This is a genomic window from Novosphingobium sp. PY1 (genome assembly GCF_017312445.1).
In the GTDB taxonomy this organism is placed as follows: domain Bacteria; phylum Pseudomonadota; class Alphaproteobacteria; order Sphingomonadales; family Sphingomonadaceae; genus Novosphingobium.
This window is the reverse complement of sequence record NZ_BLTI01000004.1, coordinates 666,696-692,106: the sequence shown is the minus strand read 5'-3', so window position 1 is coordinate 692,106 and position 25,411 is coordinate 666,696. Positions and strand designations below refer to the sequence as shown.

Here is a 25,411-nt window from a genome sequence, read left to right as displayed (position 1 = left end):
CATGATCGGGCGCGCGGAATGATTCATGCGCTGCTGCATTCCCGGTCCATCCTTGCCAGCCTCGGCTTCGCCTTCGCCGGGGCGGCTTTCACTTTCGGCAACCTCCTGCTGGCGGGTGCACTGCCCCCGGCCGCGTTCGGGCAGCTCTCCCTGTCGATTGCGGTCTACAACGTTTTCATCTGGCTTGCCCCGCTTGGACTGGACCAGGTGCTGCTGCGCCGCCGGCTGGATCCAGCCGCCCGCCTGCTGCTGCGCGCTTTCCTGTCGTGCAGCGGCATTGCCACAATTGCCGCGATCGGCACGGTGCTGTTTTATGATCTCCCGGCCCTATCCGGGGTACTGCTGGGCATGGCGATCGTCGGCGGAGGGCTGGCAATGGCGGCCAGCATGGGCCTGCGCCGCCACGACTGGACTGCCCTTCCGCTCGTGGCGACGAACGTCGCCAGCTGGGCCCTGCTCTTCGCAGGAGGGCTTGGCCTTGTCCTCACGCTGGGGTCGGACCTGCCGGTCCTGCTGATCCTTGCGGCGGGCTGCGCCCTCGCGGCAGCCCTGAGCTGGTACGCCTTCATCCGCTACTGCGGCCTCGGCGGCGAAAGGCCTGACAAGGTGCCGCGCGGCGAAGCCTTTTCGCTGATGGTGACGGCCGGAGCCGGATCGGTTCTCGTCCAGATCGAGCGCTTCGTGATCCCGCAAGTACTCGATTTCCAGGCGCTAGCAATGTTCGCCGTCATCGCATCGGTTGCGATCTTCCCGTTTCGCCTGCTGCGATCCGGATCGAGCTTTGCACTGACGCCCCGACTGCGGGCCACTGCGCAGCGGGCAGACCGCTTTGCACTGCTTGCACAGGAAACCCGGTCGCTGGGCCTGACCATGGTGATCGCCACCATGGTTGTCGTCGCGCTGGCCCCTCTCGTCGCCGCCATCTTCACCGGCGGGCGCTATGAGCTGGACCGCCTACTGGTCTTCACGGCCTGCTGCAACGGTGCCGCCAAGCTGATCGAGGGCCTGCCACGCGCAGCCGTTGTCGCCTGCGGCACCGCCGGGGAAATCCGCAAGCTCAGCTGGATGAACTGGCTGACGATCGCCGCCTGCCTGCTCGGTGCCTGGATCGGGGCGCGTTGGGGCCTCGCCGGCCTGATCAGCGGAAGCGCGGTCGGCTGCCTGCTCAGCACGATTCCGCCGGCCCTGTTGGCCCGGCAGGCCTTGTCGCGCGGGTTCGTCGAGTAGGGAGCCGGACCGGTCCGGTCAGGACGCGGAGTGACTGGCGATCTCGGCCCTGATTTCGGCGCAGTCTTCACCATGGACCGGGTGCTGCCAGCGATAGAGATGAAAGCCCTTCACACCCGGCTGGATCGGCGCGGCGATCCGCTCGATGGCCCTGGTGACATTTGCAGGCACCGCGAAATCGAAGGCCCAGCGGTCATCGGGCACGACGATCACGCCATCGGCATAACATGAAGCCACCCTTGCGAGCGTTCGGCCCTGCCCTATGACCCGCCTGCCGGTACGAAAGTCGCGGCCGAACTCGACCGCAGGGGAGATGTCGGTGATCCGACTGCGATTGATCAGCACGTCGAAAGGACGACCCAGATAGTGCAGCGTGCGCACGTCGTCGGCCACGACCAGCAACGATGGTGAACCTATCACGGCAGACCAGTTGGGCGAAACTTTCGTCCATGGCTTGTCGGGCGGTTCTGCAAACAACGAGGCCGGCGCCCTGGCGACACGGTAGGCATCGACGGCAAGACGCTTGAGCCCGTGAGCCTCGGCGCGATTGCCGACAATGGCCGCAGCACTGGCCAGAAACGCCGCACTGCCGATGATCGTCGCAAGAGCCGGCGGACCAAAGGCGCCGCCATGCCTCTCTCCCCACCCTGCCATTAAGGATGCCAGCCCCTGAGATAGCTTTGCGAGCAGGAAATCGATGGCCACTGCTGTCAGGATGAAGAAGAACGGGAGAGCATAGAAGAGGTAGCGGAAGCTCTTCATCCCGGCGAGCGAATGCGCCACGAACGGAACGATGAACAGCGCGAGGCAGAACAGGCCCGCGCGCCATCGTCGCACCACGACCAGCCACAGGGCGAGCGGAAGGAGCAGCGAGAGGATGAGCAGGCGATCGAGGAATATTTGCAGGTAGAACAGGACATCGTCCTTGCTCTCCAGCGCCCAGTACGACGTGTCGCGAAAACGCTCGACGATCGAGAAGTTCCTCATCGCGACGAAACCGATGACAACAAGAAGCAAAGCTGCCGCTGCCAACCACGGCCAATATCTGCGTTCTTCGAGAATCCCCCGAATCGGGGGACGGGTAGCCAGTACTCCGGCGACGAACACCCCGACCCCGGCCACGTGGATGGCCGTCGTCACCTGCAGGTGCAGGGCGATCAGGAAGCAGATCGCGGACCAGCTGAGCGAGAGGAAAGCGGCTCGCAAGCTGCGGCGCGGCTCCAAGGCGCGATAGACGGCGACCGAGCCGAACCAGACGAACAGGGCGTGGAGCGCGTAGAAGCGGGCGAACTGCGAGACCTCCAGCGCTATGTCGGCAAAGCACAGCAGCAGACCCGCGATCCAGGCGACCCGCAAGCTGAAGGTCCGGCGCGTCCAGAGAAAGACCGCGGGTACCAGCAAGGCGCCCGAGAGCAGCGAGGGTATCCGGGCGATAAACATGCTGGAATGGTCCAGGGCGAGAAAGACCAGCCCGGTCAGGATCGTGTAGCCGCGCGCGCGTGTGTAGACGCCGTCGAGGATCGAGAGCCTGCCATGGTCCGCCCAGGACTGTCCGGCCAGCAGGTGATAGAATTCGTCGACATGAACCGGCTGGCTGGCGTTGCCCAACAGGCGCACCAGCAGGGCCAGGGCGAAGAGCCCGAGCGCCTGCAGTGTGGGCGAAACGGCGCTCAATCCTCCCGAATTCTCCGGCAACGAGGCCGAACATGCGAAAATTCCGCCCGTTCTACTGGCCATGCCCGCTACTCCGATGCGCGATGCCGATCCACCTGGCAAGGAGCGCGGCCCCGCTACGCCCGCAATCGTCGTGTGCCCGCATCACCCCTGCACCGGGCAATTTCGAGACGCTGACATAGCCTTGTGGATTAATTGACAGAACTAAAATTCCTACGATATAGAATGACTTCGCATCATCAATGATTACGCCGATCACATATTCTAAAAAATCGCCACGTCATGATTTAATGTAGAAATTTAATACTACGACTTGAATAAATAACATACGATGCAAGCATATAACAACCAGTATATGGCTAATATATGCCCTAAGGTATATATCGTTAAATAGGTTCTGAAAACACAGGACAAGCTGATTTCTCGTTAGCCGTACGCTTATACCGACTCGGGTCGCAAGTTATTCGATGTTTCGAGTATTGGTGGGGGTAACGCATGGCTCTAATCTCCGTCATCGTGCCGGTGTACGACGAAGAGGAGAACGTCGATCCGCTCTATGAGGCGGTCGATCGCGCACTGAGCGGCCGGGATTTCGATTTCGAGCTGGTGTTGGTCGACGACGGCAGCAAGGATCGGACATACGAACGCGCCGCAGCTCTGGTCGAGCGCGATCCGCGCGTCCGCGTCGTCAAGTTCCGTCGCAATTACGGTCAGACCGCCGCCATGGCCGCAGGCGTCGAGGTGGCGCGGGGCGACGTGCTGGTGACGATGGACGGCGATCTCCAGAACGATCCCGAGGACATTCCGCGCCTGCTCGAACAGATCGAAAAGGGCTACGACATCGCCATCGGCTGGCGGCGCAAGCGCAAGGACGGGGGCGCCCGCGTCTTCATTTCCAAGATCGCCAACCGCATCATGACTTACATCATGGGCATCGCCGTGCGTGACAGCGGCTGCTCGCTCAAGGCCTATCGGGCCGAACTGATCAAGGGCATTCCCATGTACGGCGAGATGCACCGCTTCATTCCCGCCCTCTCGCAACTGGCGGGCGCGCGTCTGGTAGAACTGGAAGTGAACCACCGCCCCCGCCAGTTCGGCGTTTCCAAGTACGGCTTCTCGCGCATCCAGAAAGTGATGCTCGATATCGTCACGATCCGCGTGCTGCTCAGCTACGCCCGCGCACCGCTGACCTGGCACCTGAAGGTCGTCGGCCTATCGTTGCTGCTCGATCTCCTGGCCTTCGGCTACGTGATATTCGGCCAGCCGAAAAGCCTCGTCGTTGCCGGCGGCATCGCCGTGGTACTCTTCTCGCTCACATTGTTCCTTGTCGTCTGGGGCCTGGCCGGAGGACTTTTCGCCGCGGTCGAACCCAACGTGAGCCGGTATGCCGTGATCGCAGCCAAACTTTCGTCGCGGCTCAAGCCGCTCAACCCTGCCCCGCAGGAGGGACTATGAACACAATGGCCCCGCCCGATCTCACCATCGACATCTCCGTTATCATCCCGGTGATCGACCGCACCGAACCGGCCGAGGCCGTATGGCGGGCCTATCACGACGTACTGATGCAGACGAACAAGTCTTTCGAGTTCATCTACGTCCTCGACGGCCCCTTCGAGGACTATGCAGAGGAACTGGCCGTCATCGGCGAGCGGGGCTTCCCGCTCAACATCGTGCGCTTCAATCGCTCCTTCGGGCAGGTCGCCTGCCTGCTCGAAGGGGTCCGCCACGCCCGCGGCGAGACGATCCTTATCCTGCCCGCATACCTGCAGACCGCGCCTGAAAGCCTGCCGACCCTTCTCGACAAGCTGGAAAGCGCGGATGTCGTCGCCGCCTACCGCGACCGCAGCACCGACAATGTGCTTAGCCGCCTGCGCGGCTGGAGCTTCGAGGCCCTCGCCCGCATGGCGGGCTCGCGCTTCAAGGATCCGGGCTGCGTCGTGCGCGCCTTCAGGCGCCGCGTGTTCGACGACCTTCAGGTTCACCATGAGCAGCACCCCTTCCTGCCGCTCCTGGCCGAGGGCATGGGCTACAAGGTAGAGCAGGTCTGCATGCCGCAGTCGCGCTCTGACCAGAAGATCCGCATGCACCGGGCGATCACCTATTTCAGCGTGTTTCTCGATCTCATCGCGCTGGGCTTCCTGACCCGCTTCATGCGCAAGCCCTTCCGCTTCTTTGGATCGGTGGGCGCGGGCTGCATCGCGATCGGCGTGGCCATGGGCATCTATATCGTGATCCAGCGCCAGACAGCGGGCATGGAACTGGCCGATCGCCCGGCCCTGCTGCTCACCGTGCTGATGATCGTGCTCGGCATCCAGATCGCGGCCGTGGGCCTGATCGCGGAAATCATCATCTTCACTCGCAATCCCAGCCGCAGCGCCTACAAGATAGAGAAGATCGTGACCCACCCGGACGAGGCTTGATGCGTCAAAGCGATGTCGTGATTGTCGGAGCCGGAATGCAGGGAGCAACGATGGCGCTGGCCGCGGCACGCGCCGGACTGAGGCCTCTCGTGGTCGAACGCGGCAAGGTCGGCAGCGGGGCAACGGGCAACAGCTACGGCATCATCCATGGCGGCCTGCGCTACCTGCAGAGCCTGAGCGTCGGGCGCTGGCAGCGCTCGCGCCAGGCCCAGGCGTGGTTTCTCGACAACTACCCGGAGCACGTTCGTCCGCTGGCCTGCGCGATGCCGCTCTACCGTCACACCCTGCGATCGCCGATGGCATTTCGCGCCGCATCCGCAATCGAGAGCTGCCTCTATCGCGGCACGGGCCTGTCCCGCCGCCTGCCCAGGCTTCAGCTTCTGGGGGCAGAGGAAATCGCGAGGGCCTATCCCCTGCCGCGGCGAGACCTGGCGGGCGCAGCCCTGTGGCATGACCTCGTGGCAGACGACATGGAAACGCTGCTGCGCAAGATCCTCGCCGATGCGGGCGCCAGCGGGGCAGCGCTGATGGAGGATACCGAGGCGGGCGAGCTGATCGTTGCCGACAACCGCGTGGTGGGCCTGAACGTCACCCATGCCGACGGGAGCATGGAGGAGATCGCAACCCCCCGCGTGGCAATCTGCGCCGGCTCGTGGTCTTCGCGCTGGCCGCAGGAGCCACAGGCCGCCACTACGGCGACGCTCGCCTTCAATCTCGTCCTCGACATACCGTTTCCGGGCGATGCGGCATTGGCCGTCTCCGAAACGCCGGGCAAGGGGCGAAGCTATTTCCTGCGCCCGCTGGAAGGCGGCACGTTTGCCGGCACCTTCTATCGCCCCGCTCCCGGCGCGCGCGAGCCGGACGTTACTCCCGCGGATATCGCCGCCTTCCTCGAAGTGCTCGACCGGGCGCTTCCGGGCTATGGCATTGCAGAGGCGGGCGTACGCACGGTCATGCCCGGGCTGCTTCCCGATACCGACGGGACCGGACGGACCCTGAGCGCGGCCGACACGATTTCCACGCCGGGGCCTGCAGGCCTGAGCCAGGTTCTGGGCTCCAAGCTGACGACAGCTCCCTTGCTCAGCATGGATGCCGCGCGGCGACTCTGGCCGCAAGAGGCGCGGCGCGCGGCATGACTCGGCCAGAAGCGTCCCCTCGCATTGCCGTGGACGCCCACGTCCACCTTCATGACGAAGACACGGCCCTTTCCGCGCTTGAAGCTGCCGCGCGCAGCTTCGCGCAGGCGGCACCGCAGGCGCAGACTGGCGTATGCATGCTGGTCGAGCGCGAAGGCTTTGCGGTGTTCCAACATTTGCGCGGCCGGCTCTTGCAGACCGGGGAAGCCAATTCGCTCTGGCTTGACGAGAGCCGCCGCCTGCTTGTCGTCGCAGGGCGACAGATCGTCAGCGCCGAGGGGCTGGAAATTCTCGGCCTCGGCTTTTCATCGACCGCGCCGCTTGAGCGCAGGCCGGCGAGCGAGATCGTGGCGGCAATCCATGCCGCGCAGGCCTTGCCGGTCCTGCCCTGGGGCGTGGGCAAGTGGCTCGGCGCGCGCGGTCGCCTCGTCGACCACCTGCTGCAGGAGAACCCTGCGCTGCTGCTCGGCGACAACGGCGGACGTCCCGGCTTCTGGAAGGTTCCGCGCTTTGCCTTGGATCGGCGCGTGCTCGCAGGGTCCGATCCCCTCCCCCTGCCCGGGTCGAGCGGGACTATCGGACGCTTCGGCTTCCTCCTCGACGGCCACCTCCCGGCCGAATGCCCGGCGACGGCCCTGATGCAGGCCCTGCGCGATCCTGCAGCGGTGTTGACGCCTTACGGCAGGCTCGCCTCTCCCGTGCGGTTCCTGCGTGACCAGATCCGCCTGCGCCTGCCCTTGCGCGAGGCGGCGCGATGAAAATCCTGTTCCTTGCGCCCCATCCCTTCTTCGTCGAACGCGGCACGCCGATTGCCGTGCGGCAGGCCGTGACCGTCCTGTGCGAGCAGGGGCATGAGGTCGACCTCCTGACCTACCACGAAGGCGCCGAGATAGAAATTCCGGGCGCCCGGATCCTGCGCATCCGGCCCGGTTTCGGCATCAGCAACGTGCCCATCGGCTTTTCCGCCAAGAAGCTTGTGTGCGATGCGTGGCTGGCAGCAGCAGCGCTGCGACAGGTGCGGCAATGCGACTACGACGTCGTCCATGCCGTGGAGGAAGCCGTGTTCATCGCCCTGGCCTGCCGCGCCGCAGGCAAGTTCAAGGTCGTCTACGACATGGACTCGCTCATGCCGGACCAGATCGCGGAGAAGTGGCCTGCCGCGCGCGTCCTGCTGCCGCCGCTGCAATGGTTCGAGCGCCAGGCGATCCGGCGCGCCGATCTCGTCCTGCCGGTCTGCCAGGCGATTGCCGACAGGGCCGCGAAAGCAACGGCCCCGGCAAAGGTCCACCTCCTGCCCGATGTCGCATTCGCGCCGGACGCACCGGATGGTTGCGAGGTCGAGGACCTGCGCGCCCTGTTCGACAGTCCTGCCCCCCTCGCGCTCTACGTCGGCAATCTGGAGCGCTACCAGGGGATCGACCTGTTGCTCGAGGCCTTTCGCCAGTTGCGTCCCGAGGAAGCCTGCAACCTGGCAGTGATCGGCGGCACACCGGAGATGGTCTCTAGCTACCGTGCAAAGACCGAAGGCCTGAAGGTTGCCGAACGGGTGCGCTTCCTTGGCCAGCGCAACCTCGACGCGCTTGGAACCTACCTCGCGCAGGCCGACATCCTGTGTTCCCCTCGGCTCAAGGGCGTCAACACGCCGATGAAGGTCTATGGCTACATGGCCTCGGGACGTGCCATCCTGGCAACGGACATTCTCAGCCACAGCCAGGTTCTCGACGCCGGGTGCGCAGTGCTTGCCCGGCCCGATCCGCAGGCCATTTCCGATGGAATGCGTGTCCTGATCCGGGACGTTGACCTTCGAGCGCGACTGGGCGCCAATGCCGCGACAAGGGCCCGCGATCTCTATGGCCCCGCCGCCTTCTCCCGGCGGCTTGAGCGCGCCTACGCGACAATTTCGCCGGCATCGGCACGAAGCGACAGGACTTCGGCCAGCCTCGGATAGTCGCGCGCAGGCTTCGTTCTGTCGGAGTACTCCCAAGTAACTTGTCCTGAGACCCGTCATTTAACTTAATTTCACAACCACTTGTCGGGTTGAGCAACATCCAGCAGCTTTGCTCGTTAGACAGTTGCTGCGCTTGACTTGAGCGGTTGAAGTTTGACGTGCGCCCGGCGGGCGACGACGGAGGTACATGGCGAAACGTCAATTGGCGCGCAGGAAGCGGGTTCTCGTAACCGGCGGCGCCGGGTTCCTGGGATCGTTCCTGTGCGAGAGGCTCCTGTCGCTCGACCATGAGGTCGTGTGCGTCGACAACTTCTTCACCGGCACGCGCGACAACATTGCGCAGATGTTCGGCAATCACCGCTTCGAGATCCTGCGGCACGACGTCACTTTCCCGCTCTACGTGGAAGTGGACGAGATCTACAATCTCGCCTGCCCGGCAAGTCCGATCCACTACCAGCACGATCCCGTCCAGACGACCAAGACCAGCGTCCACGGCGCGATCAACATGCTCGGCCTCGCCAAGCGCACCGGCGCGCGGATCCTCCAGGCCTCGACTTCCGAGATCTACGGCGATCCCGAGGTGCACCCCCAGCGCGAAGACTATTGGGGCCGGGTCAATCCCATCGGCCCGCGCTCGTGCTACGACGAGGGCAAGCGCTGCGCCGAGACGCTGTTCTTCGATTACCGCCGCCAGCACCAGTTGCCGATCAAGGTGGCGCGCATTTTCAACACCTACGGCCCGCGCATGCAGCCCGACGACGGCCGCGTCGTATCGAACTTCATTCTGCAGGCACTGCGCGATGAGCCGATCACGATCTATGGCGATGGGCGGCAGACCCGCTCGTTCTGCTTCGTCGACGACCTGATCGACGGGTTGATCGCACTGATGGATACGCCCGACGATTTCGCCGGCCCGGTCAACCTCGGCAACCCGGTCGAATTCACGATGCTCGAGCTCGCACGCAACGTGATCGATCTGACCGGCAGCGCCTCGACGCTGGACTATCGCCCGCTACCGCAGGACGATCCGCGCCAGCGCCAGCCGGACATCACGCTGGCCCGCGAAAAGCTGGGCTGGGAACCCTCCGTGCCGCTCAAGGACGGCCTCGCCCGAACCATCGAGTATTTCCGCGACCTCATCGAAGCAGGACTGATACCGGCATGACCCCCGGAAAATCCGACAGTAAATCCCGAGGCACGATCCTCGTCACCGGCGGCGCCGGGTACGTCGGGTCGCATTGCTGCAAGGCCTTCGCCCAAGCGGGCTGGCAGGTGGTGACCTACGACAACCTCTCGCGCGGCCATGCCGACGCAGTGCGCTGGGGACCGCTGGTCGTCGGCGACATCCTCGATGCAGACGCGCTCGATGCCGCATTCGCGCAGTACGAGCCCGATCTCGTGGGACACTTTGCCGCCTTCGCCTATGTCGAGGAATCGGTGCGCAAGCCCGAACTGTACTATCACAACAACAGCATCGGCAGCTTCACCCTGCTGGACCGGATGCGCGCGGCGGGAATCGACAAGCTCATCTTTTCGAGCACTTGCGCAAGCTATGGCGTCCCGAACCGGGTTCCGATCGACGAAGCGCATCCGCAGTCCCCGATCAATCCTTATGGCTGGTCGAAGTTCATGGTCGAACGCATGTTGTCCGACTACGCCTCGGCCCACGGGCTGGACAGTGTAGCGCTGCGCTACTTCAACGCCGCCGGCTGCGATCCCGACGGCGAAATCGGCGAGTGCCACGATCCGGAGACCCATGCGATCCCGCTGGCTATCGAAGGGGCACTGGCCGCAGACCGGCCTTTCACCGTGTTCGGGACCGATTTCGACACGCGCGACGGCAGCGCGGTGCGTGACTACATCCACGTGTCCGATCTGGCCGCGGCCCATGTGCTAGCCGGGGAATGGATCATGGATCGCAAGGGCTTCCACCCCTTCAACCTGGGCACCGGCAATGGCACGACCGTGCTGGAAATCGCCGAAGCCGTGGCGCGCATCTGCGGGGTCGATTGCCCGGCGCAACTCGGCCCGCGCCGCGCCGGCGATCCGCCGGTGCTGATTGCCGATGCCGCAAAGGCGCGAGAGGAACTGGGCTGGATTCCGCGGCACTCGGACATCGATACGATCGTGCGCACCGCCGTCGCCTGGTATCGCAAATGCGCCGACAGGACCCTGGAGAAAGCGCCCGCCTAGCCTAGCGCGGCAACAGATCCGTCCGCGTGGGGACCGAAGACTTCGGCTGGCGTCCCCTCGGCCAGAACCCGGCCGTTGCCGATACGCACGACGTGATCGACATTGCGCACGGTTTCGAGCCGGTGGGTGATGATCAGCACGGTCCGCCCGGCAAAGCGCTGCTCGAGACAAGTGCGCACACGCGCTTCAAGGGCCGTATCGAGCGCGCTGGTCGCCTCGTCGAGGATGAGGATGCCCGGATCGCGCAGGATGGCGCGGGCAAGGCCGACGCGCTGGCGCTCGCCGCCCGAGAGGTTGAGGCCCTGCTGCCCGATCCAGTCGCGGTCGCCGTATTCGAGCCCGGCAAGCATGTCGGCTAGGCCCGACAGTGCGTAGGCATCGGCCAGCGCAGCCCGATTCGCGTCCGAGCGAGCCATCAGCACATTGTCGCGCACCGTCCCTTCGACCAGATCGATGTCCTGCCCGGCCACGGCAATCGCGCGCAGCCAGTCCTCGCGCCGGATCGCTGCAATGTCCGTCTCGTCGAGCAGGATCTGCCCCGATTCCGGGCGGTAAAGACGCAGCAGCAGGTTGACGATCGTCGTCTTTCCCGAACCACTGGCGCCGACCAGCGCAGTCGTGCGCCCGGCGGGAACGGTGAAGCTGACGTGGTCGAGCGCCTCTTTCTCATCATAGCCGAACGCGACATCGCGAAAGGCGATGGACTGGAATGTCTCGGGCATCGGCAGCGAGCCGGGATCGGGGTAGGTCTTGCCCTCCGGCCCGATCATTCGCCGCACCGACTGCAGCTGCGGCGCCGACTGGGCGAGGAACAGCGAATTGCTGGCGAATTCCTGCAAGTGCGGCTGAAGGCGATAGAGCAGCGCAACGATGGTCAGGGTCGCGTGGAAATCGACCTTGAGCGCGCCGGCCCCGCCCACGATCAGGCAGATGATCGCAAGATAGCCGATCTCGGTTGCCGGGCGGATCGCCGCAGACAGGCGCTCCATGCGCGCCAGGCTCTCGCGCGCCGAGGCCGAGGATTTGACGAAAGCTGCGTTCTGCGCCTTCTCGCGGCCATAGGCGCGGATCGCTCGCATGCCCTGCAGGGTCATCAGCATCAGCCCGCCCATCGACTGGTGCTCTGCCTTCACCGATGCGCCAAGCTGAGTCACCGGCCGCGACAGCCGCTCGAGAAAGAACGATACGGCGCCTGCGCAGATAATGGCGATCAGGGTGATCCGCCAGGACAGCATGAACAGGAAGAAGGCGAAGACTGCCGCCGCGCAGATGTTGATGATGAGGCGGGTAAAGGCGTTGTAGGCCGCGGCGATGCCCCAGCTATCGGTGCCCAGCACTTCCATCAGCTCGGCCTGCTCGTGGCGGCGGATGAAGTCGTAGGAGACGCCCAGGTACTCGCTGTGGATCGCGTTGCGGGCGCTTTCGCTGATCCGCGCGCCCAGCCCCTGCGCAATGCGGTTGTAGAAATAGGCGATGACGCCGCGCATGACGATCAGGGCAAAGATCGCCGTCGCAAGTTCTGCAGGGCCGCCCAGCCATTCGAGGATCGAGGCCGCCACGTGCCCGAAATCGCGCGCCACGGTGCCCGAATCGTCGAGCTGGCCGAACGCGGCGTAGAGAAACACGATGATCAGGCTGATGCCCGCCGTTTCCGCCAGCGAGGCGACCAGCCCCATGATGACGAGCAGGGGCGCGGCCCGCTTCGCCGCCGGGGCGATTGCGAGGAGTGCATTGAGGTCCCTGAGAGCGGCAATCCGGCCGCCGGCCCCGGTGTCAGCTTCCTTGCCCATAGCCCTCCTCACAGGAGCCGATCGCGAACCGCACCGGAACATGGCCTTGCCTGCGCCGCGATCCTCCCGAGAAACGCTGGCGCCTGCCGCGCACCAGCGCGCGCGGTACCCTGGTCAATAGCACGCCCAGCGCCGCGAAGGGAGCTTGCGCCAGGAATTCCGGCAACAATTTCACCATGGAGCGAAAATCCCCCCGCTCTGCCGCCGCCAACAGGCTCCACTCGAGGTAGAACTTGCGCCCTTTCAGGATTTCCCTGCGGTACTGCGGGTAGCGTGCGGCCATTTCGGCCGCGACCAGATCGAAGGAGCGCAACATGCGCAACATGTCGCTGGACATGTTGCCGTCCATGACGCGATACCCCGTCAACGGCTCGGGCACGAGCGCAAAACGGAACTTCTCGGCGATGCGGAAATAGATCGCGAGGTCCTCGCACCCCTGCGCCCCGCGTTCGTGCAGCGAGGAGTCGAAGCCGCCGGCATATTCCAGCGCCTCGCGGGTCATCAGCGCGGCGCTGCCGTTGCCCACGAAATTGCCGTGCATGACCGCGTGGAGCACATCCCCTTCTGCCCGTGGTCGGTGACTGAGGCTGGTGACGCGGCTTTCCTCGTCGATCCGCGCATACCAGGTATAGGCTAGCCCCGCCCCCTCCCCGGCCGCCTTGAGCGCCGCGAGCTGCCGCTCGATCTTGGTCGGCGCCCACAGGTCGTCGGCATCGACGAAGGCGATCAGGTCCGAAGCCGCACACTTCCAGCCACGATTGCGCGCGGCGGCGACCCCGGCATTATCCTGCTGCATCAGCGCGATGCGCGGATCTTCGGCTGCAAATTTCAGGACCTGCGCAGCCGTGGCATCGGGCGAACCGTCGTCGACGACCACGATCTCCAGCGCGCGGTGGCTTTGCGTCATCACGCTTTGGAGGGTCTCCGCGATGAACCCGTCAGCCTTGTAGGCGGGAATGACGACACTCACGAGTTCGGTCGGACGGCCCGGCACAATGCCCAGCATCTGCGCGACGGCATCGACGACGGAGCGCTGCGATTGCGCGGCGATTCTGCCCTGCAGCAAGTGGGCAATGCTGACGGAGACCTGCGGCCAGTGGGGCACCAGTTCACCCGGCGTGCGGCAGGCACCGCTGCAGAAGGCCTCGAGGATCATCCTCGCGGCGCTCGCCACGTCTTGCGGTCCGAGTGCAATCTGCGGAAAGTCGCGCAGGTCGTTGCGCCAGGCACGACCCTGCCCGGCGGCAACGGCGGCGCACCATAGCTCGAACCAAGCAAAGCTCGTGGATGCGGCCTCGGCCGATAATCCCGCTTCGAAGCAACCCCTGGCGATCACCCTTTGCGCATCGCCGAAAAGCTGCACGAGATCGGTAGAGAGCGAACCCGGTCGCAGGCGATAGCGGGCGTGGAGATCGCGGATCGGCACGAAGGCGCAGCCGGACAGCGCCAGTCGCTGCCACATGTCCCAGTCCTCGCAGGTCCTGAAAGCCGTATCGAAACCGCCCAGCCGCTCCACCGGATCGCGCCGGAGCAAGACCGCGTGCGGGGCCAGCGGATTGCGCCTGCTGAAAGTGCCCACCGGATCGACCGCGATGGCGGGATCGAAGCGGGGCATGAAGCCCTTGCCTGCCGGCGTGACGCGCAGATAACCGCAGAAGCTGGCATCCGCAGCCTGATCTCTCTCGAGGCCAATGGAAAGCCACTTGAGATGATCGGGCGCGATCCAGTCGTCGGAATCGATGAAGAACAGCGCATTGCCGCGAGCATGGCGCAGACCTTCGTTGCGCGCGGCGGCAAGACCCAGCCCGCCGGTCTCGACCATCGCCAGCCGGGGGTCGCGATCGCAGTAACGCCCCGCAATTGCGCCGGTCGCATCGCTCGAACCGTCATTGACGATCACCGCGTGCCAGTCGTGCATCTCCTGCGCAAGCAGGCTGTCGAGCGTCCGGGCCAGCGTATCTTCTGCATCGCGGGCCGGGATGATGACCGATACCGCGCTCACGGTTGCGGCGCCCTGCGGTGGCGCCAGTAGTAGATCAGCCCGGCGACATAGCCGGAAATCTCCTGGCGCAGGAACCGATTGTCCGGCCGCGTCCCTCTCACCAACCGGCGCAGCACCCGCCCGGCGTAATAGCGCGGCATGATCGCAAAGGCCCGGCGCAGGTTCCCGCGATTGCCGGTGCGCTCGTGCTGGACCATCAGGGCCGCCGCATGGCCGCGCATGTAGTGGTAGATCTGCGAAGCGAGCCCAGCGATCTCGCGCCGGTGGACGTGAAAGGCCACTGCCGCGGGGTCGTAAACGCACACGCCGCCATGACTGAGGATACGGTGCCAGTACTCGGAATCGCCCGAACAGCCCGCCGCGCCGACATCGAGTCGCTCGTCGAAATAGCCCGCGATATCGAAGGCACGACGGTGAAAGGCCATGCTGGCCCCGGCCCCGATCGTCCAGACTTCGCTGCCGGTCTGGCGATCCATCGCAAAAAAGTTCTCATCGAAGCGGCGCGGCAGATAGCCCTGTCCGAAGCTCCAATGCGTCTCGAACAGGATCTGCGCTTCCGTCTCCAGTTCGGCGGGAAGCACGAGCCCGGTCACCGCCATGGCATCACCGGCCTCAAGGGCCAGCGTCAGGCGCTCCAGCCAGCGGGGATGGAGCCGCACGTCATCGTCGGTATAGGCGATGACCGGGGAACGTGCCCGGCGCGCGCCGCTGTTGCGGGCAATGTCGAGCCCAGGCCGGTCCTCCCGCACATAGACAACGCCCGCTTCCTGCGCGACTTGCCGGGTGCGATCGTCCACCGAAGCATTGTCAACGACGATCACTTCGGCGGGCCGGTAGCTCTGGTGCACCAGCGAGGCGAGGCATTCGCGCAGGACATCGGGCCGGTCGCGCGTACAGATCACCACCGAGGCATCGAGAGTCGGGCGGCGAAGATCGGCGGCCATGTCCCTCGCCCGCACGAGGGCGGGCGAAGTAGTGAATGCCTGCCAGTGGCGTTCCAGGTCGATTCGCTCGCCGGGCCGCCCCTCGTCGATGACCTGCCCCACCGGCATGTCCTGCCACCAGAACACAAGGAGCGTGCGAGCCGTCTCGCGGACGGGCGCAGGCGGCATGGCCGATGCGTCTATGTGCTCGATGGCGATGCGGGACATCTCAGGCGGACTTTCTGCTGCAATGCGGCGACAATGCTGAAACGCGTCGATCAGACAATCCCGCGAAGCGTCCGCTGGTTCCGAAATCGGGCCGGACAGTGCTTTCGCCCGCGAAGATGTTCAGGCAGACTGGTTTTCGAAGCCAATGGAGATGTGCTTGGAACCTGCCGGCAGCGAAACCGTATCCGTCATCGTACCGGCCTATAACGCAGCCCGGACGATCGGCGAGACGCTGCGCAGCGTCACGGCACAGACCCATCGCGAACTCGAAATCGTGGTCGTCGACGACGGATCGGCGGACGACACGCCCGCCATCGTACAGGGCCTTGCGGCGCGCGATCCGCGCATCCGCCTGCTGCGCCAGGCCAATGCCGGTGTCGCCGCTGCCCGCAACGCCGGGATCGCGGCCTCGACCGGCCGGTTCATCGCGCCGGTCGACGCGGACGACCTGTGGCATCCGGCCAAGATCGAACGGCAGCTGGCCGTGTTCCGCCAGGGTGGGGAGCGGATGGGCCTCGTCTATACCTGGTTCGCACTGATCGACGGCAAGTCCCAGGTGGTGCAGCTGCGCCACCGGCCCTGTCACGAAGGTGACGTGCTGGCCCCCCTCGCCTTTCACAACTTCATCGGCAATGGCTCTTCCGCGCTGATCCGGCGCTCCGCGTTCGACAGGACCGGCGGCTACGACACCACCCTGCGCGCGCGCGGCGGGCAAGGGTGCGAGGACTGGAAGCTCTATTTCGAGATCGCCGAACATCACCACTTCGGCTTCGTTCCCGAGCCGCTGACCGGCTATCGCGACCTTCCCGACAACATGTCGAGCGATGTCCTGCAGATGCTGCGCTCGCGCGACTTGTGCACGGCGGACCTGCTGCCGCGCCACCCGGAGCTTGCAAAGGCGTTCCAGTCGGGCCGCAATCGCCTGAGCCGCCTGCTGTTCCACCGTGCCATTCGCCTCGGCCGCACGAAGGAAGTCATCCGGCTGGCCCTGTCGATCGGGCGCTACGACCCGGCCTTCCTCGCCGTAGTCATCGCTTCGCTGCCGCTTTCCGCCGCGAAAGGCGTGGTCGGGCGTCTGCTGCCCGCTGGAGGCTACCAGGGTCATTCGAACACTGCCTTCGCCCGGCTCGACCCGCTGTAGGGCAATGGGGCGCTGCGGCCCTGCGCGATCACTTCGGCAAACAGGTCGGTCAGGAGTTCAAGGTGCCGCTCGGCAGAATACTGCGCCTTGGCCTTGAGCGGCCCCGCAGTGCGCAGGCGCCGATCCAGCGACGGATCTTGCATCAGGCGCGCGATGCAATCGGCCAGGTCCGCTGCATTGCCGGTCTCGAACAGCAGGCCGTCCTCGCCATCCGTGATCGCCGCCGATAGCGAACCCAGGTTGGAAGCAATCACCGGCACGCCGGCGCTGATGCTTTCCAGATAGAAGTTCGGCAGGTTCTCGAACCAGACCGAGGGGATGATCGAGGCCGTTGCACTGCCCAACAGGCCCGCCACTTCCTCGGCCGCGACCGGGCGTTCGAAACGGATGCAATCGGCAAGGCCGGCGCGCTCGACATGCCGCACCAGCGCCTTGTGGTAATCCTCGTACTGCGCGCCGCCGACGATGCGAAGCCGCGGCGGCGAGCCCGAACGCCGCTTCAAGATCGCCATCGCTTCGATCAGCGTTTCCAGGCCTTTCGACGGATCCAGGCGCCCGGCATAGAGCAGGTACTTCCCCGGATCGCCCGCGCGGGGAGCAAAGATCTCCTCATCGGCGAAAGTGGGGATGCAGGCCAGCCGCGCAGGATCGTAGCCGCCCCGCACCATGAAGTCGGTCAGGAACGGGTTGGTCGTTACAAACCGGTCGATCAGATCGAAATAGCCCTGCCGGCGATGGTACCATGTCGCCGCGGCATCCAGCGCCGATATCACCCGGCTGCCATGCACGCATCCGTGCACGACGCCGGGTAAAAGGCGACCGCCCAGGCATTTGGTGCAGCTCTCCCCGTTGCGCAGGAAATGGTGCTCGGCGCACAGGTATCCGTAATCGGACACGCGCACCACGATCGGCACCCCGGCATTGTGCAGCGCAACAAGAACGGAAGGCGACAGCTTGCGCAGGAACAGGATCAGGTAGGCAGCGTCGGGCCGGAAGTCCTCTATCAGCCGCGCAAGGTCGCGCTCCACCTCGCGCGAATAGAACAGGCGACCGAGACTGCGCCCGACCGACCCGGGATCGGTGCGATGCTCGTCGAAGTAGACCTGATCCGCTCTGCCGATGGGCCTGGTGAAATAGGAAGACCACGGACTGCTTCGGTTCTGCTCGTAATCGATCGAGAAGACAGCGGTCTCGTGCCCCGCGCGTTGCAGAACCCTCTCGATGTTGAACAGGTAACGCTCCGCCCCGCTTGCCACGAAATAGCGGTGATTGATCAGCAGAAGCCGCAAGTCTTGATCCTAGGCACGCCCACGCAGGAGCCATCCATATCGTGGTGCAAATTACAGTTAACAATACCGAAACCTTGACTTCGGCAATCCCCCAAAAGGCGGAGGACGAACACGGACAGCCCCGTTGTCCCGGGACGGAACAGCGAGGCTGTCATGAAGTTAACGCAACTCCTGGCCGGCCGCCCGTGCGTTCGCCGTTGCTTTGCAACAGGTCGTCCATTCTTTTTTGCAGTTGCGAATTCAGAGGTGGAAATTCCTCGCGAACTTCGCATAGATAAACGGCGAAGGGTTCACCCCGATCTCCCGAAAATTTGCAAATGGTGGCACTGACATGAAGATTGCGATGGTTGGATCCGGCTATGTCGGTCTGGTTTCCGGCGCCTGCTTCGCCGATTTCGGCCACGACGTGGTCTGCATCGACAAGGATCAGTCCAAGATCGACCGGCTCCATGCCGGCATCATGCCGATCTATGAGCCGGGCCTCGACGCTCTGGTCGAAAACAACGTGAAGGCCGGCCGGCTTTCCTTCACCACTGACCTCGCCGAAGGCATCAAGGACGCCAGCGCGATCTTCATCGCCGTCGGCACGCCCTCGCGGCGCGGCGACGGCCATGCCGACCTCTCCTTCGTCTACGCCGTCGCGCGCGAAGTGGGTGAAAGCCTGTCGAACGACGCGGTGATCGTCACCAAGTCCACCGTTCCCGTCGGCACCGGCGACGAAGTCGAGCGCATCCTCAAGGAAAGCGGCACCAAGCACCGCGTCGCCGTCGTCTCCAACCCGGAATTCCTTCGCGAAGGCGCGGCCATCGGCGACTTCAAGCGCCCCGACCGCATCGTCATCGGTGCCGAGGACGATTTCGGCCGCGAGGTCATGCAGGAAGTCTACCGCCCGCTGTTCCTCAACGAATCGCCGATCCTGTTCGTCAGCCGGCGCTCGGCGGAGATCACGAAGTACGCCGCCAACGCGTTCCTTGCGACCAAGATCACCTTCATCAACGAGATCGCCGATCTTTGCGAGAAGGTGGGCGGCAACGTCCAGGACGTCGCACGCGGCATCGGCCTCGACAACCGCATCGGCTCGAAGTTCCTGCATGCGGGCCCCGGCTACGGCGGCTCCTGCTTCCCGAAGGACACCCTCGCGCTGCTCAAGACCGCCGAGGACTACGACAGCCCCCTGCGCATCGTGGAGGCGGTCGCCAAGGTCAATGACAGCCGCAAGCGGGCAATGGGCCGCAAGGTCATCGAAGCGCTCGGTGGACTGGACGCCGCCCGCGGCAAGCGCGTCGCCATGCTTGGCCTGACCTTCAAGCCCAACACCGACGACATGCGCGACAGCCCCTCGATCGCGATTGCGCAGGCTCTCGCCGATTCCGGGGTCACCGTGATTGCCTACGACCCAGAAGGCATGGAACTCGCCAAGCCGCTGATGCCCGAAGTGCAGATGGTCGATAATTCCTACGAGGCGATCGAAGGCGCCGACGCCGTGGTGATCGTCACCGAATGGGATGCATTCCGTGCGCTCGACCTCGAGCGGGTCAAGCAGATCGCCAAGGCACCGGTGCTGGTCGACCTGCGCAACATCTATAAGCCGGACTTCGCCGAAGCCGCCGGTTTCACCTACTATTCGATCGGCAGGGCCTGATCACAAGAGGGGCGATAGCCCCGGCAAGACAGGCTGCTTCGGGCATGGCGCGCAGAGAGGCGTGCCGTGCCCGAAGTGCATCAGCTCACCGGAAACAGCCGGATCGAACCCGAAAATTCTTGATAATTCCCGCACCATCATAGTCTAATGATAAGAACGTGTTAATAAGATGGAGGTAGTCCGTTCCAGACTAAGGCTGAATTGCAGCCTGAACGAGACTGCAGGATGCGAGGGTCGCAATGAACAAGGGTACCGGACTGACAAGGTCGACTGCTTCGAGAACGACCGACCAGGTCGTCGGCGAAGCGCTGCACCTCGCAGGCTCCGCAGTCGTGACTGCGGGGGTTGCCGCCGTTCTGGTTGTTGTTGCCGTTCCTGCGACTCTCGGCGTGGGCATCGCCGCCGGCTGGAAGGCCCTGCGCAACCGTCGCTGACATCCGCATGGTGCACCGATCCGGCTGCGGCTGAAAAGGCAAATCGGCGGTTCGCTGCCGAGCTGCCCCCCGAAAGCCAACATCTGGCCGCGCCTCTGCTTCAACTGGTCAATTTTTAACGTATCTCGACGTCGCCCGGGTTGCGCTCCCGGCAGGCTATCGTCACCTTCCCGGCTGCACGAGGTCGGGCTCGCAGGTATTGCCTGCATGACACATGAGCCCCCGGCCTCTCCATCCATCCTTGGCCGCCGGGAAACTCACGATGCAATCGAAGCTCACGCGCCGCTACGTCGTAACCACAGCCATTACCGCGTCGACGGGGATCACTGCCCTGGTCCTTTCCCGCTCCTCATCAGCGGGCGCATCTACTGTGATCAGCGGCAAGACCTTCCAGGGCAATCGCGCCGCCGACGGCGTTAAGGGCGATGGTGGCGAAGGGCTGCGCGCCCAATCGAATTCGCTCATCCAGAACTGCAAGTTTCTCGACCTGGGCAATGGCGGCGTACGCGTACGCATGCCGGTCGACAATCTGTCCATCGAAAGTTGCGCGGCGAACAATCTCTACCGCTTTTTGGAAGTAACCAGTTCGGACAAGAGTGTCCCGGCAAACCTCACCAATTTCGTCGTGCGTTCAGTCACGGCCCGCGAGGTCGACCGGACCATGACCCGCATCCGCTACGGTTCGCATGACGGCACGATCGAGGACGTGAAGGCCTTCGGCAGTTCCAGGTGCGATCTTTACTGCGTGGGTTACCAGCTCGACGGCACCGCCCATGACATCACCTACACCCGGGTGGAAGCGCACGATTTCCGCGAAGCCTCGCGCGCCAAGGACAAGTACTGGAACGGCGACGGCTTTTCCGACGAACGCGGCAACCATGGCATTCGCTACATCTCGTGCGTTGCTACCGGCTGCAGCGACGGCGGCTTCGACCTCAAGTCGGCGGACGTGCGCCTCGAAAACTGCATCGCACGTGCGAACAAGCGCAATTACCGCCTCTGGAACAGCGGCGAACTCCTGCGCTGCACAAGCGTAGACCCGCACCATTACGGCGGCACCGGCGGCAAGTCGCACTTCTCCTTCCACGGCGACGTCAAGCGCTATGTCATCGACCAGCCCGTGGTCAAAGGATCGCCGGGAAATTCCGCGCCGGTCTTTTTCTTCGCAACCAAGGAACCGATGCACCTCGAGATCCGCAATGCGACGATCGACGCGCCAGACGCCCCCCTCATCCGGGTCGAGGGCCCCGAGCCGGTGATCACATGGGTTCCGGAACGGGATTCACAAAAGATCAAGGTGAAGCGGAACCGCGCCTAAAATCGATTGTTATACAATCCGGCAAACGACCCCGAACAGGCAGCGTCATGTATCGCCTGTTAGCTACCTTGCGAAATTACCTTAACTCGGACGGCGTACGATATAGCGAGGCGAAAACCCGACGAGAGGACTGCTGCAGCGCACAATAAGCGTTCAAGTACCTCTTGAGGCAAGCTATCATTCGCTCCGACAGACAGCTATCGTCCGCTTAGTATTGAAGCACTTGGTACTGAGTCGATGAGAATAAAATTGGAACAACGTCGTCGCACCGGATTAACTTACCCCTTTTGGAGTAAGTCTTTGGTCTGATGCTCTAAACTTCAGGTAATAGAGCTGTGGCGGTGGATGCACTCGAACAGGGCAGACGCCATGAAGATATTCGTTACCGGCCTTCGAGGGATACCTCGTGTCATGGGCGGGATTGAGAGTCACTGCGAGGAATTGTTGCCGCGCATCAAGTCGGCCAACAACGACTTCGACATCAATGTCCTGTGCCGGGCGCCCTATGTCGACGCCGAGCGGCGCACATTCGAGAGCATCGTGCTCACTCCGCTCCCGGCTCCGCGCTCGCGCTCGTTCGAAGCGATCGTCGCCACGTTCGTCGCGACGCTTTATGCCTGGTTCAAGAAGGCTAACGTCCTTCACATCCACGGCATTGGCCCGGCGCTCATGACGCCGCTTGCGCGCATCCTCGGCCTCAAGGTGATCGTGACCCACCACGGTGCGGACTACGAGCGTGCAAAATGGGGCGCGATGGCCAAGATGATCCTGCGCGTCGGCGAACGGTCGGGATTGATCTGGGCCCATCGCGTGATCGCGATTTCGCCCTCCCTGGCCAACCACCTGCGCGAGATCTTCCCTTCGCAGGCGCACAAGGTTTCCTACATCCCCAACGGCACGCCCAAGTTGCCTTCCGATGGGGTAGATTCCGCCGAAGTGCATGCCGCGCTTGGCCTTACTGGCAAGAAGTATGCGATCGCCGTCGGCCGCCTGGTGCCCGAAAAGGGCCTGCATGACCTTATCGAGGCGTTCCAGTCGGCAGAACTCGGCGCTGACTGGGTCCTGGCCATTGCCGGCGATGCCGACCACGATTCCGAATATGCGCGAGAACTTCGTGCACACGAAAGCGAACGGATCCGCTTTCTCGGCTTTCAGACGCGCCCGGTGCTCAAGTGCCTCTATGAGAACTGCGCCCTTTTCGTGATGCCTTCCTATCATGAAGGCCTGCCGATCGCGGCTCTGGAAGCAGCGTCCTGCGAGGCGCCGATGCTGCTTAGCGACATCGAGGCCAATCGCGATCTTGGGCTTGGCGAAGACTGCTATTTCCCGGTCGGCGATGTCGAACGGCTTTCCGGTCTGCTGGCAACCAATCACAAGGCGCGGAGTTCTGACTCCCGAACTGTCAAGAAGCGGTTCGACTGGGATGCAGCGGCGTTCAAGACCGCTGCGCTCTATCGGTCGGTTTCGGCAATTCCCAACGATACAGTCAGCATCGCTCGATCGGCTTCGCGTTCCGCCAAATAATGATGATGTCAGGTTCCGTACGAAAGAAGAAGGCCGTCTTCGTGATAAATTCCCTCGCCGGTGGCGGGGCGGAGAGAATCATGACGACCTTGCTACGCGCTTCCGCGCCCTGGCGGGAGCGTTACGATATTTCCCTGGTCCTGCTTGACAGGGAGCCGGACGCCTATGCCGTGCCCGACTGGATAGACGTGATCCAGTTCGACTGCCGCGGCAAGTTCCTGCCCAGCATCATGGCGCTGCGCCGCCTCTATGCCCGCATGCGGCCCGACGTGACGCTCAGCTTCCTTTCGCGCGCCAATGTGGGCAATATCGTGGCCACCCGGGGGCTGCGCACCGCCTGCATCATCAGTGAACGCGTAAACAGCACTGCCCATTTCGCAGGGCGCCTGCGCTCGCTGGCCAGCCGCCTGCTGTTGCGCCTTACCTACCCCAAGGCCGACCACGTCATCGCCGTTTCCGATGGCGTGGCGCAGGACCTGCACGACAATTTCGCTGTCCCGCAAGACCGGGTATCGATCATCTTCAACCCCGTCGACCACGACCTGATCGAGGATCTCGGCGCGGGCGATCCGGCGGTCGCTGTAAAAGGCGAATATATCGCTGCGACCGGTCGGCTCGTACCCAACAAGAACTTCTCGATGCTGGTCGATGCTTTCGCCCAGTCCACGCTGCCCTGCTCGCTCGTCATCCTTGGCGAAGGACCGGAGCGCGAGAAGCTGGAAGCCCAGGTAGCGGAACTCGGCCTGCAGGACCGCGTCTACCTGCCCGGCTTCGTCGACAACCCATTCGCCGTCCTCAAGCGGGCAACGCTGTTCGCCCTGCCCTCGAATGCGGAAGGATTCCCCAATGGAATGGTGGAGGCGATGGCCTGCGGCCTGCCCGTCGTCACCACGAACTGTCCTTCCGGTCCATCGGAGATCCTCCTCAATAGACCGCGAGACGAGAACGAAGGCATGGTACAGTGCGATGCCGGCGTGGTCGTACCGACCAATGACCCGTCAGCATTCGCACAGGCCCTGCGCCTGGTTTACGATCCGGCCACGCGCGACGCGAAGGGCGCAAGCGCGGCGTCCATTACACACAAGTTCGATATTATGCAGACCACTGGCAGATATTGGGAGATCATCGACAGGTTGGCAGCTACCCGGCGCAAATCCGTCACGACACATCGCCCCAAGATCGCGGCAAGTGGTCAGATTTCTTGAAGTACGGCGTAAGCAGCACAAGACAGAAAATGAGGCGAACGATGGCCAAAAAGTGGTTTCAGGCTTTGACACTCACTCTCGCGCTGACCGCTGTCAGTGCACAGCACCCTACCCTTGCCGGCGAGAAGCCGCGCGAAAGCAGGGACGTGGAACTCCAGCTTGCCCCCGGAGACACGATCAAGGTTACCACTTACGGGCTACCGGCCCTGAGCGGGGACTTTGTCATTTCCTCGGAAGGTACAATCGCTTTCCCGCTCGTCGGCAACATCAAGGCGGCAGGTGTCAAGCCATCCGCCATCCAGGAGACGATCACCGCCGGACTCGCCAGCGGCTATGTGACGGAACCGAGTGTCGCGGTCGAGGTCGGCAGTTATCGTCCGATCTATATCCTGGGCGAAGTCGGCAAGCCGGGCGAATACCCTTACTCCTTGGGATTAACCATTAGGGATGCCGTCGCCAAGGCCGGCGGCTTCACCTACCGCGCGAACGAAAAGCGCGTCTACATCAAGGGCGCCGGGGAAGAGGACGAACACCCCTACAAGCTGACCGCGGGCATTCCCGTGGCACCCGGCGACACAATCCGCATCGGGGAGCGCTACTTTTGAATGACATGTCCCGCCTGCAACCGGCGAAGCTGAGTGAGAACCACCAGCGCGGTTGTGCCCGGACGTTCAGGGAACTGCGCCTGCTGCTGACGGCAGACCTCTATCGCTACGGCGGGCGCACGGATGCCAAGGCATTCTTGCGACACTTCCTGTTCACGCCGGGCTACAAGTACACCGTGCACATGCGCACTTGCGGCTATCTGAAGACCCTGCGCTTCAAGGCTTTCGGTCTCTATCCGCTTTCCAAGTGGATGCTGCTGCGCTGTCGTTACAAATACGGCATTGCCATTCCCGAATACACCGTGATCGGCCCCGGCCTGTTCATCAACCGGTTCGGAGGCATCTACATCAACGGGGATGCCGTGATCGGCGCCAATGCCAACCTGACCCACGGCATGATGCTGGGCCAGGCCAACCGTGGTTCTCGCGCGGGATCGCCGGTTCTGGGAGACCGCGTCTTCATCGGGGCCGGGGCGAAGATCATCGGCCATATTCACCTGGGTGACGACTGCGCCATCGGCGCGAATGCCGTCGTCACCAAGACCGTGCCCGAAAAGGGCGTGGTCGGCGGTAATCCGGGCAAGTTGCTCTCGGAAAATGGATCGGAAGGCTACGTCAATCGACTGGTACCCGAAGACCTGCTGCGGCGCTGTCGCAATGCGACGTCCATCGGCTCGAAAAACTGACCGGTTCCGAGGCGCACAGCCAGTGT

At 63.8% G+C, this 25,411-nt stretch carries 21 protein-coding genes; 16 read left to right on the top strand and 5 right to left on the bottom strand.

The annotated features are described in order from the left end of the window. Window positions 1-18 precede the first annotated feature (18 nt). A complete protein-coding gene (locus J3474_RS07260; RefSeq protein WP_207093548.1) occupies window positions 19-1,227 on the top strand; it encodes a hypothetical protein in 1,209 nt (402 codons plus the stop codon). An 18-nt stretch (window positions 1,228-1,245) separates the two neighbouring features. On the opposite strand, the gene J3474_RS07255 is transcribed toward J3474_RS07260, so the two are convergent. Next, window positions 1,246-2,964, bottom strand: coding sequence for a glycosyltransferase family 39 protein (locus tag J3474_RS07255; protein WP_207093547.1), 1,719 nt, complete (start codon window positions 2,962-2,964; stop codon window positions 1,246-1,248). Between the two features lie 432 nt (window positions 2,965-3,396). On the opposite strand from J3474_RS07255, the gene J3474_RS07250 reads away from it, so the two are divergent. From J3474_RS07250 to galE, 7 genes are all read left to right on the top strand, one after another. Next, complete coding sequence (locus J3474_RS07250) at window positions 3,397-4,356, top strand: glycosyltransferase family 2 protein (RefSeq protein ID WP_013832146.1); 960 nt, start codon at window positions 3,397-3,399, stop codon at window positions 4,354-4,356. Continuing rightward, window positions 4,353-5,321: a glycosyltransferase gene (locus J3474_RS07245; RefSeq protein WP_041558748.1), complete on the top strand. Its 969-nt coding sequence runs from the start codon at window positions 4,353-4,355 to the stop codon at window positions 5,319-5,321. Before J3474_RS07250 ends, J3474_RS07245 begins: the two co-directional genes overlap by 4 nt. After that, a complete protein-coding gene (locus tag J3474_RS07240) occupies window positions 5,321-6,457 on the top strand; it encodes an FAD-dependent oxidoreductase (protein ID WP_207093546.1) in 1,137 nt (378 codons plus the stop codon). Before J3474_RS07245 ends, J3474_RS07240 begins: the two co-directional genes overlap by 1 nt. Further along, complete coding sequence (locus J3474_RS07235) at window positions 6,454-7,215, top strand: hypothetical protein (protein WP_242528233.1); 762 nt, start codon at window positions 6,454-6,456, stop codon at window positions 7,213-7,215. The genes J3474_RS07240 and J3474_RS07235 overlap by 4 nt, the downstream gene beginning before the upstream one ends. Beyond that, window positions 7,212-8,405 (top strand): glycosyltransferase family 4 protein, encoded by a 1,194-nt coding sequence (locus tag J3474_RS07230; RefSeq protein WP_207093545.1) that lies wholly within the window; start codon window positions 7,212-7,214, stop codon window positions 8,403-8,405. Before J3474_RS07235 ends, J3474_RS07230 begins: the two co-directional genes overlap by 4 nt. Window positions 8,406-8,592: 187 nt before the next feature. Continuing rightward, entirely contained in the window at window positions 8,593-9,570 is a 978-nt protein-coding gene (locus J3474_RS07225; protein ID WP_007012014.1) for a UDP-glucuronic acid decarboxylase family protein, read from the top strand. Then, window positions 9,567-10,598, top strand: a complete 1,032-nt coding sequence (gene galE, locus J3474_RS07220) for a UDP-glucose 4-epimerase GalE (RefSeq protein ID WP_207093544.1) — start codon at window positions 9,567-9,569, stop codon at window positions 10,596-10,598. The genes J3474_RS07225 and galE overlap by 4 nt, the downstream gene beginning before the upstream one ends. Here galE and J3474_RS07215 read toward each other — a convergent pair. From J3474_RS07215 to J3474_RS07205, 3 genes are read right to left on the bottom strand one after another with little or no spacing between them, the layout of a single operon-like run. Continuing rightward, window positions 10,595-12,388, bottom strand: a complete 1,794-nt coding sequence (locus tag J3474_RS07215) for an ABC transporter ATP-binding protein (RefSeq protein ID WP_013832140.1) — start codon at window positions 12,386-12,388, stop codon at window positions 10,595-10,597. The genes galE and J3474_RS07215 overlap by 4 nt on opposite strands. After that, complete coding sequence (locus J3474_RS07210) at window positions 12,372-14,390, bottom strand: glycosyltransferase (RefSeq protein ID WP_207093543.1); 2,019 nt, start codon at window positions 14,388-14,390, stop codon at window positions 12,372-12,374. Before J3474_RS07210 ends, J3474_RS07215 begins: the two co-directional genes overlap by 17 nt. Beyond that, entirely contained in the window at window positions 14,387-15,541 is a 1,155-nt protein-coding gene (locus J3474_RS07205; protein WP_207093542.1) for a glycosyltransferase family 2 protein, read from the bottom strand. Before J3474_RS07205 ends, J3474_RS07210 begins: the two co-directional genes overlap by 4 nt. A 151-nt stretch (window positions 15,542-15,692) precedes the next feature. Here J3474_RS07205 and J3474_RS07200 point away from each other — a divergent pair, with 151 nt between their 5' ends. Next, window positions 15,693-16,682, top strand: a complete 990-nt coding sequence (locus J3474_RS07200; protein ID WP_242528232.1) for a glycosyltransferase family 2 protein — start codon at window positions 15,693-15,695, stop codon at window positions 16,680-16,682. Here J3474_RS07200 and J3474_RS07195 read toward each other — a convergent pair. Next, a complete protein-coding gene (locus J3474_RS07195) occupies window positions 16,643-17,971 on the bottom strand; it encodes a glycosyltransferase (RefSeq protein ID WP_207093540.1) in 1,329 nt (442 codons plus the stop codon). The genes J3474_RS07200 and J3474_RS07195 overlap by 40 nt on opposite strands. A 331-nt stretch (window positions 17,972-18,302) precedes the next feature. Here J3474_RS07195 and J3474_RS07190 point away from each other — a divergent pair, with 331 nt between their 5' ends. From J3474_RS07190 to J3474_RS07160, 7 genes are all read left to right on the top strand, one after another. Further along, entirely contained in the window at window positions 18,303-19,613 is a 1,311-nt protein-coding gene (locus tag J3474_RS07190) for a UDP-glucose/GDP-mannose dehydrogenase family protein (protein ID WP_013832136.1), read from the top strand. 239 nt (window positions 19,614-19,852) lie between these two features. Next, complete coding sequence (locus J3474_RS07185) at window positions 19,853-20,047, top strand: hypothetical protein (RefSeq protein ID WP_041558745.1); 195 nt, start codon at window positions 19,853-19,855, stop codon at window positions 20,045-20,047. Between the two features lie 262 nt (window positions 20,048-20,309). Then, a complete protein-coding gene (locus J3474_RS07180) occupies window positions 20,310-21,365 on the top strand; it encodes a hypothetical protein (RefSeq protein WP_207093539.1) in 1,056 nt (351 codons plus the stop codon). Between the two features lie 345 nt (window positions 21,366-21,710). Continuing rightward, complete coding sequence (locus tag J3474_RS07175) at window positions 21,711-22,889, top strand: glycosyltransferase family 4 protein (protein ID WP_308632753.1); 1,179 nt, start codon at window positions 21,711-21,713, stop codon at window positions 22,887-22,889. Continuing rightward, a complete protein-coding gene (locus J3474_RS07170) occupies window positions 22,889-24,094 on the top strand; it encodes a glycosyltransferase (RefSeq protein WP_308632752.1) in 1,206 nt (401 codons plus the stop codon). Before J3474_RS07175 ends, J3474_RS07170 begins: the two co-directional genes overlap by 1 nt. A 65-nt stretch (window positions 24,095-24,159) precedes the next feature. Then, window positions 24,160-24,699 carry a polysaccharide biosynthesis/export family protein gene (locus J3474_RS07165; protein WP_242528229.1) on the top strand — a complete coding sequence of 180 codons (540 nt, stop codon included), beginning with the start codon at window positions 24,160-24,162 and terminating at the stop codon, window positions 24,697-24,699. A 5-nt stretch (window positions 24,700-24,704) separates the two neighbouring features. Then, the gene (locus tag J3474_RS07160; protein WP_013832131.1) at window positions 24,705-25,385 is read left to right on the top strand and encodes a serine O-acetyltransferase; all 681 of its coding nucleotides are present in this window, start codon (window positions 24,705-24,707) and stop codon (window positions 25,383-25,385) included. The last annotated feature ends 26 nt before the right edge of the window (window positions 25,386-25,411 follow it).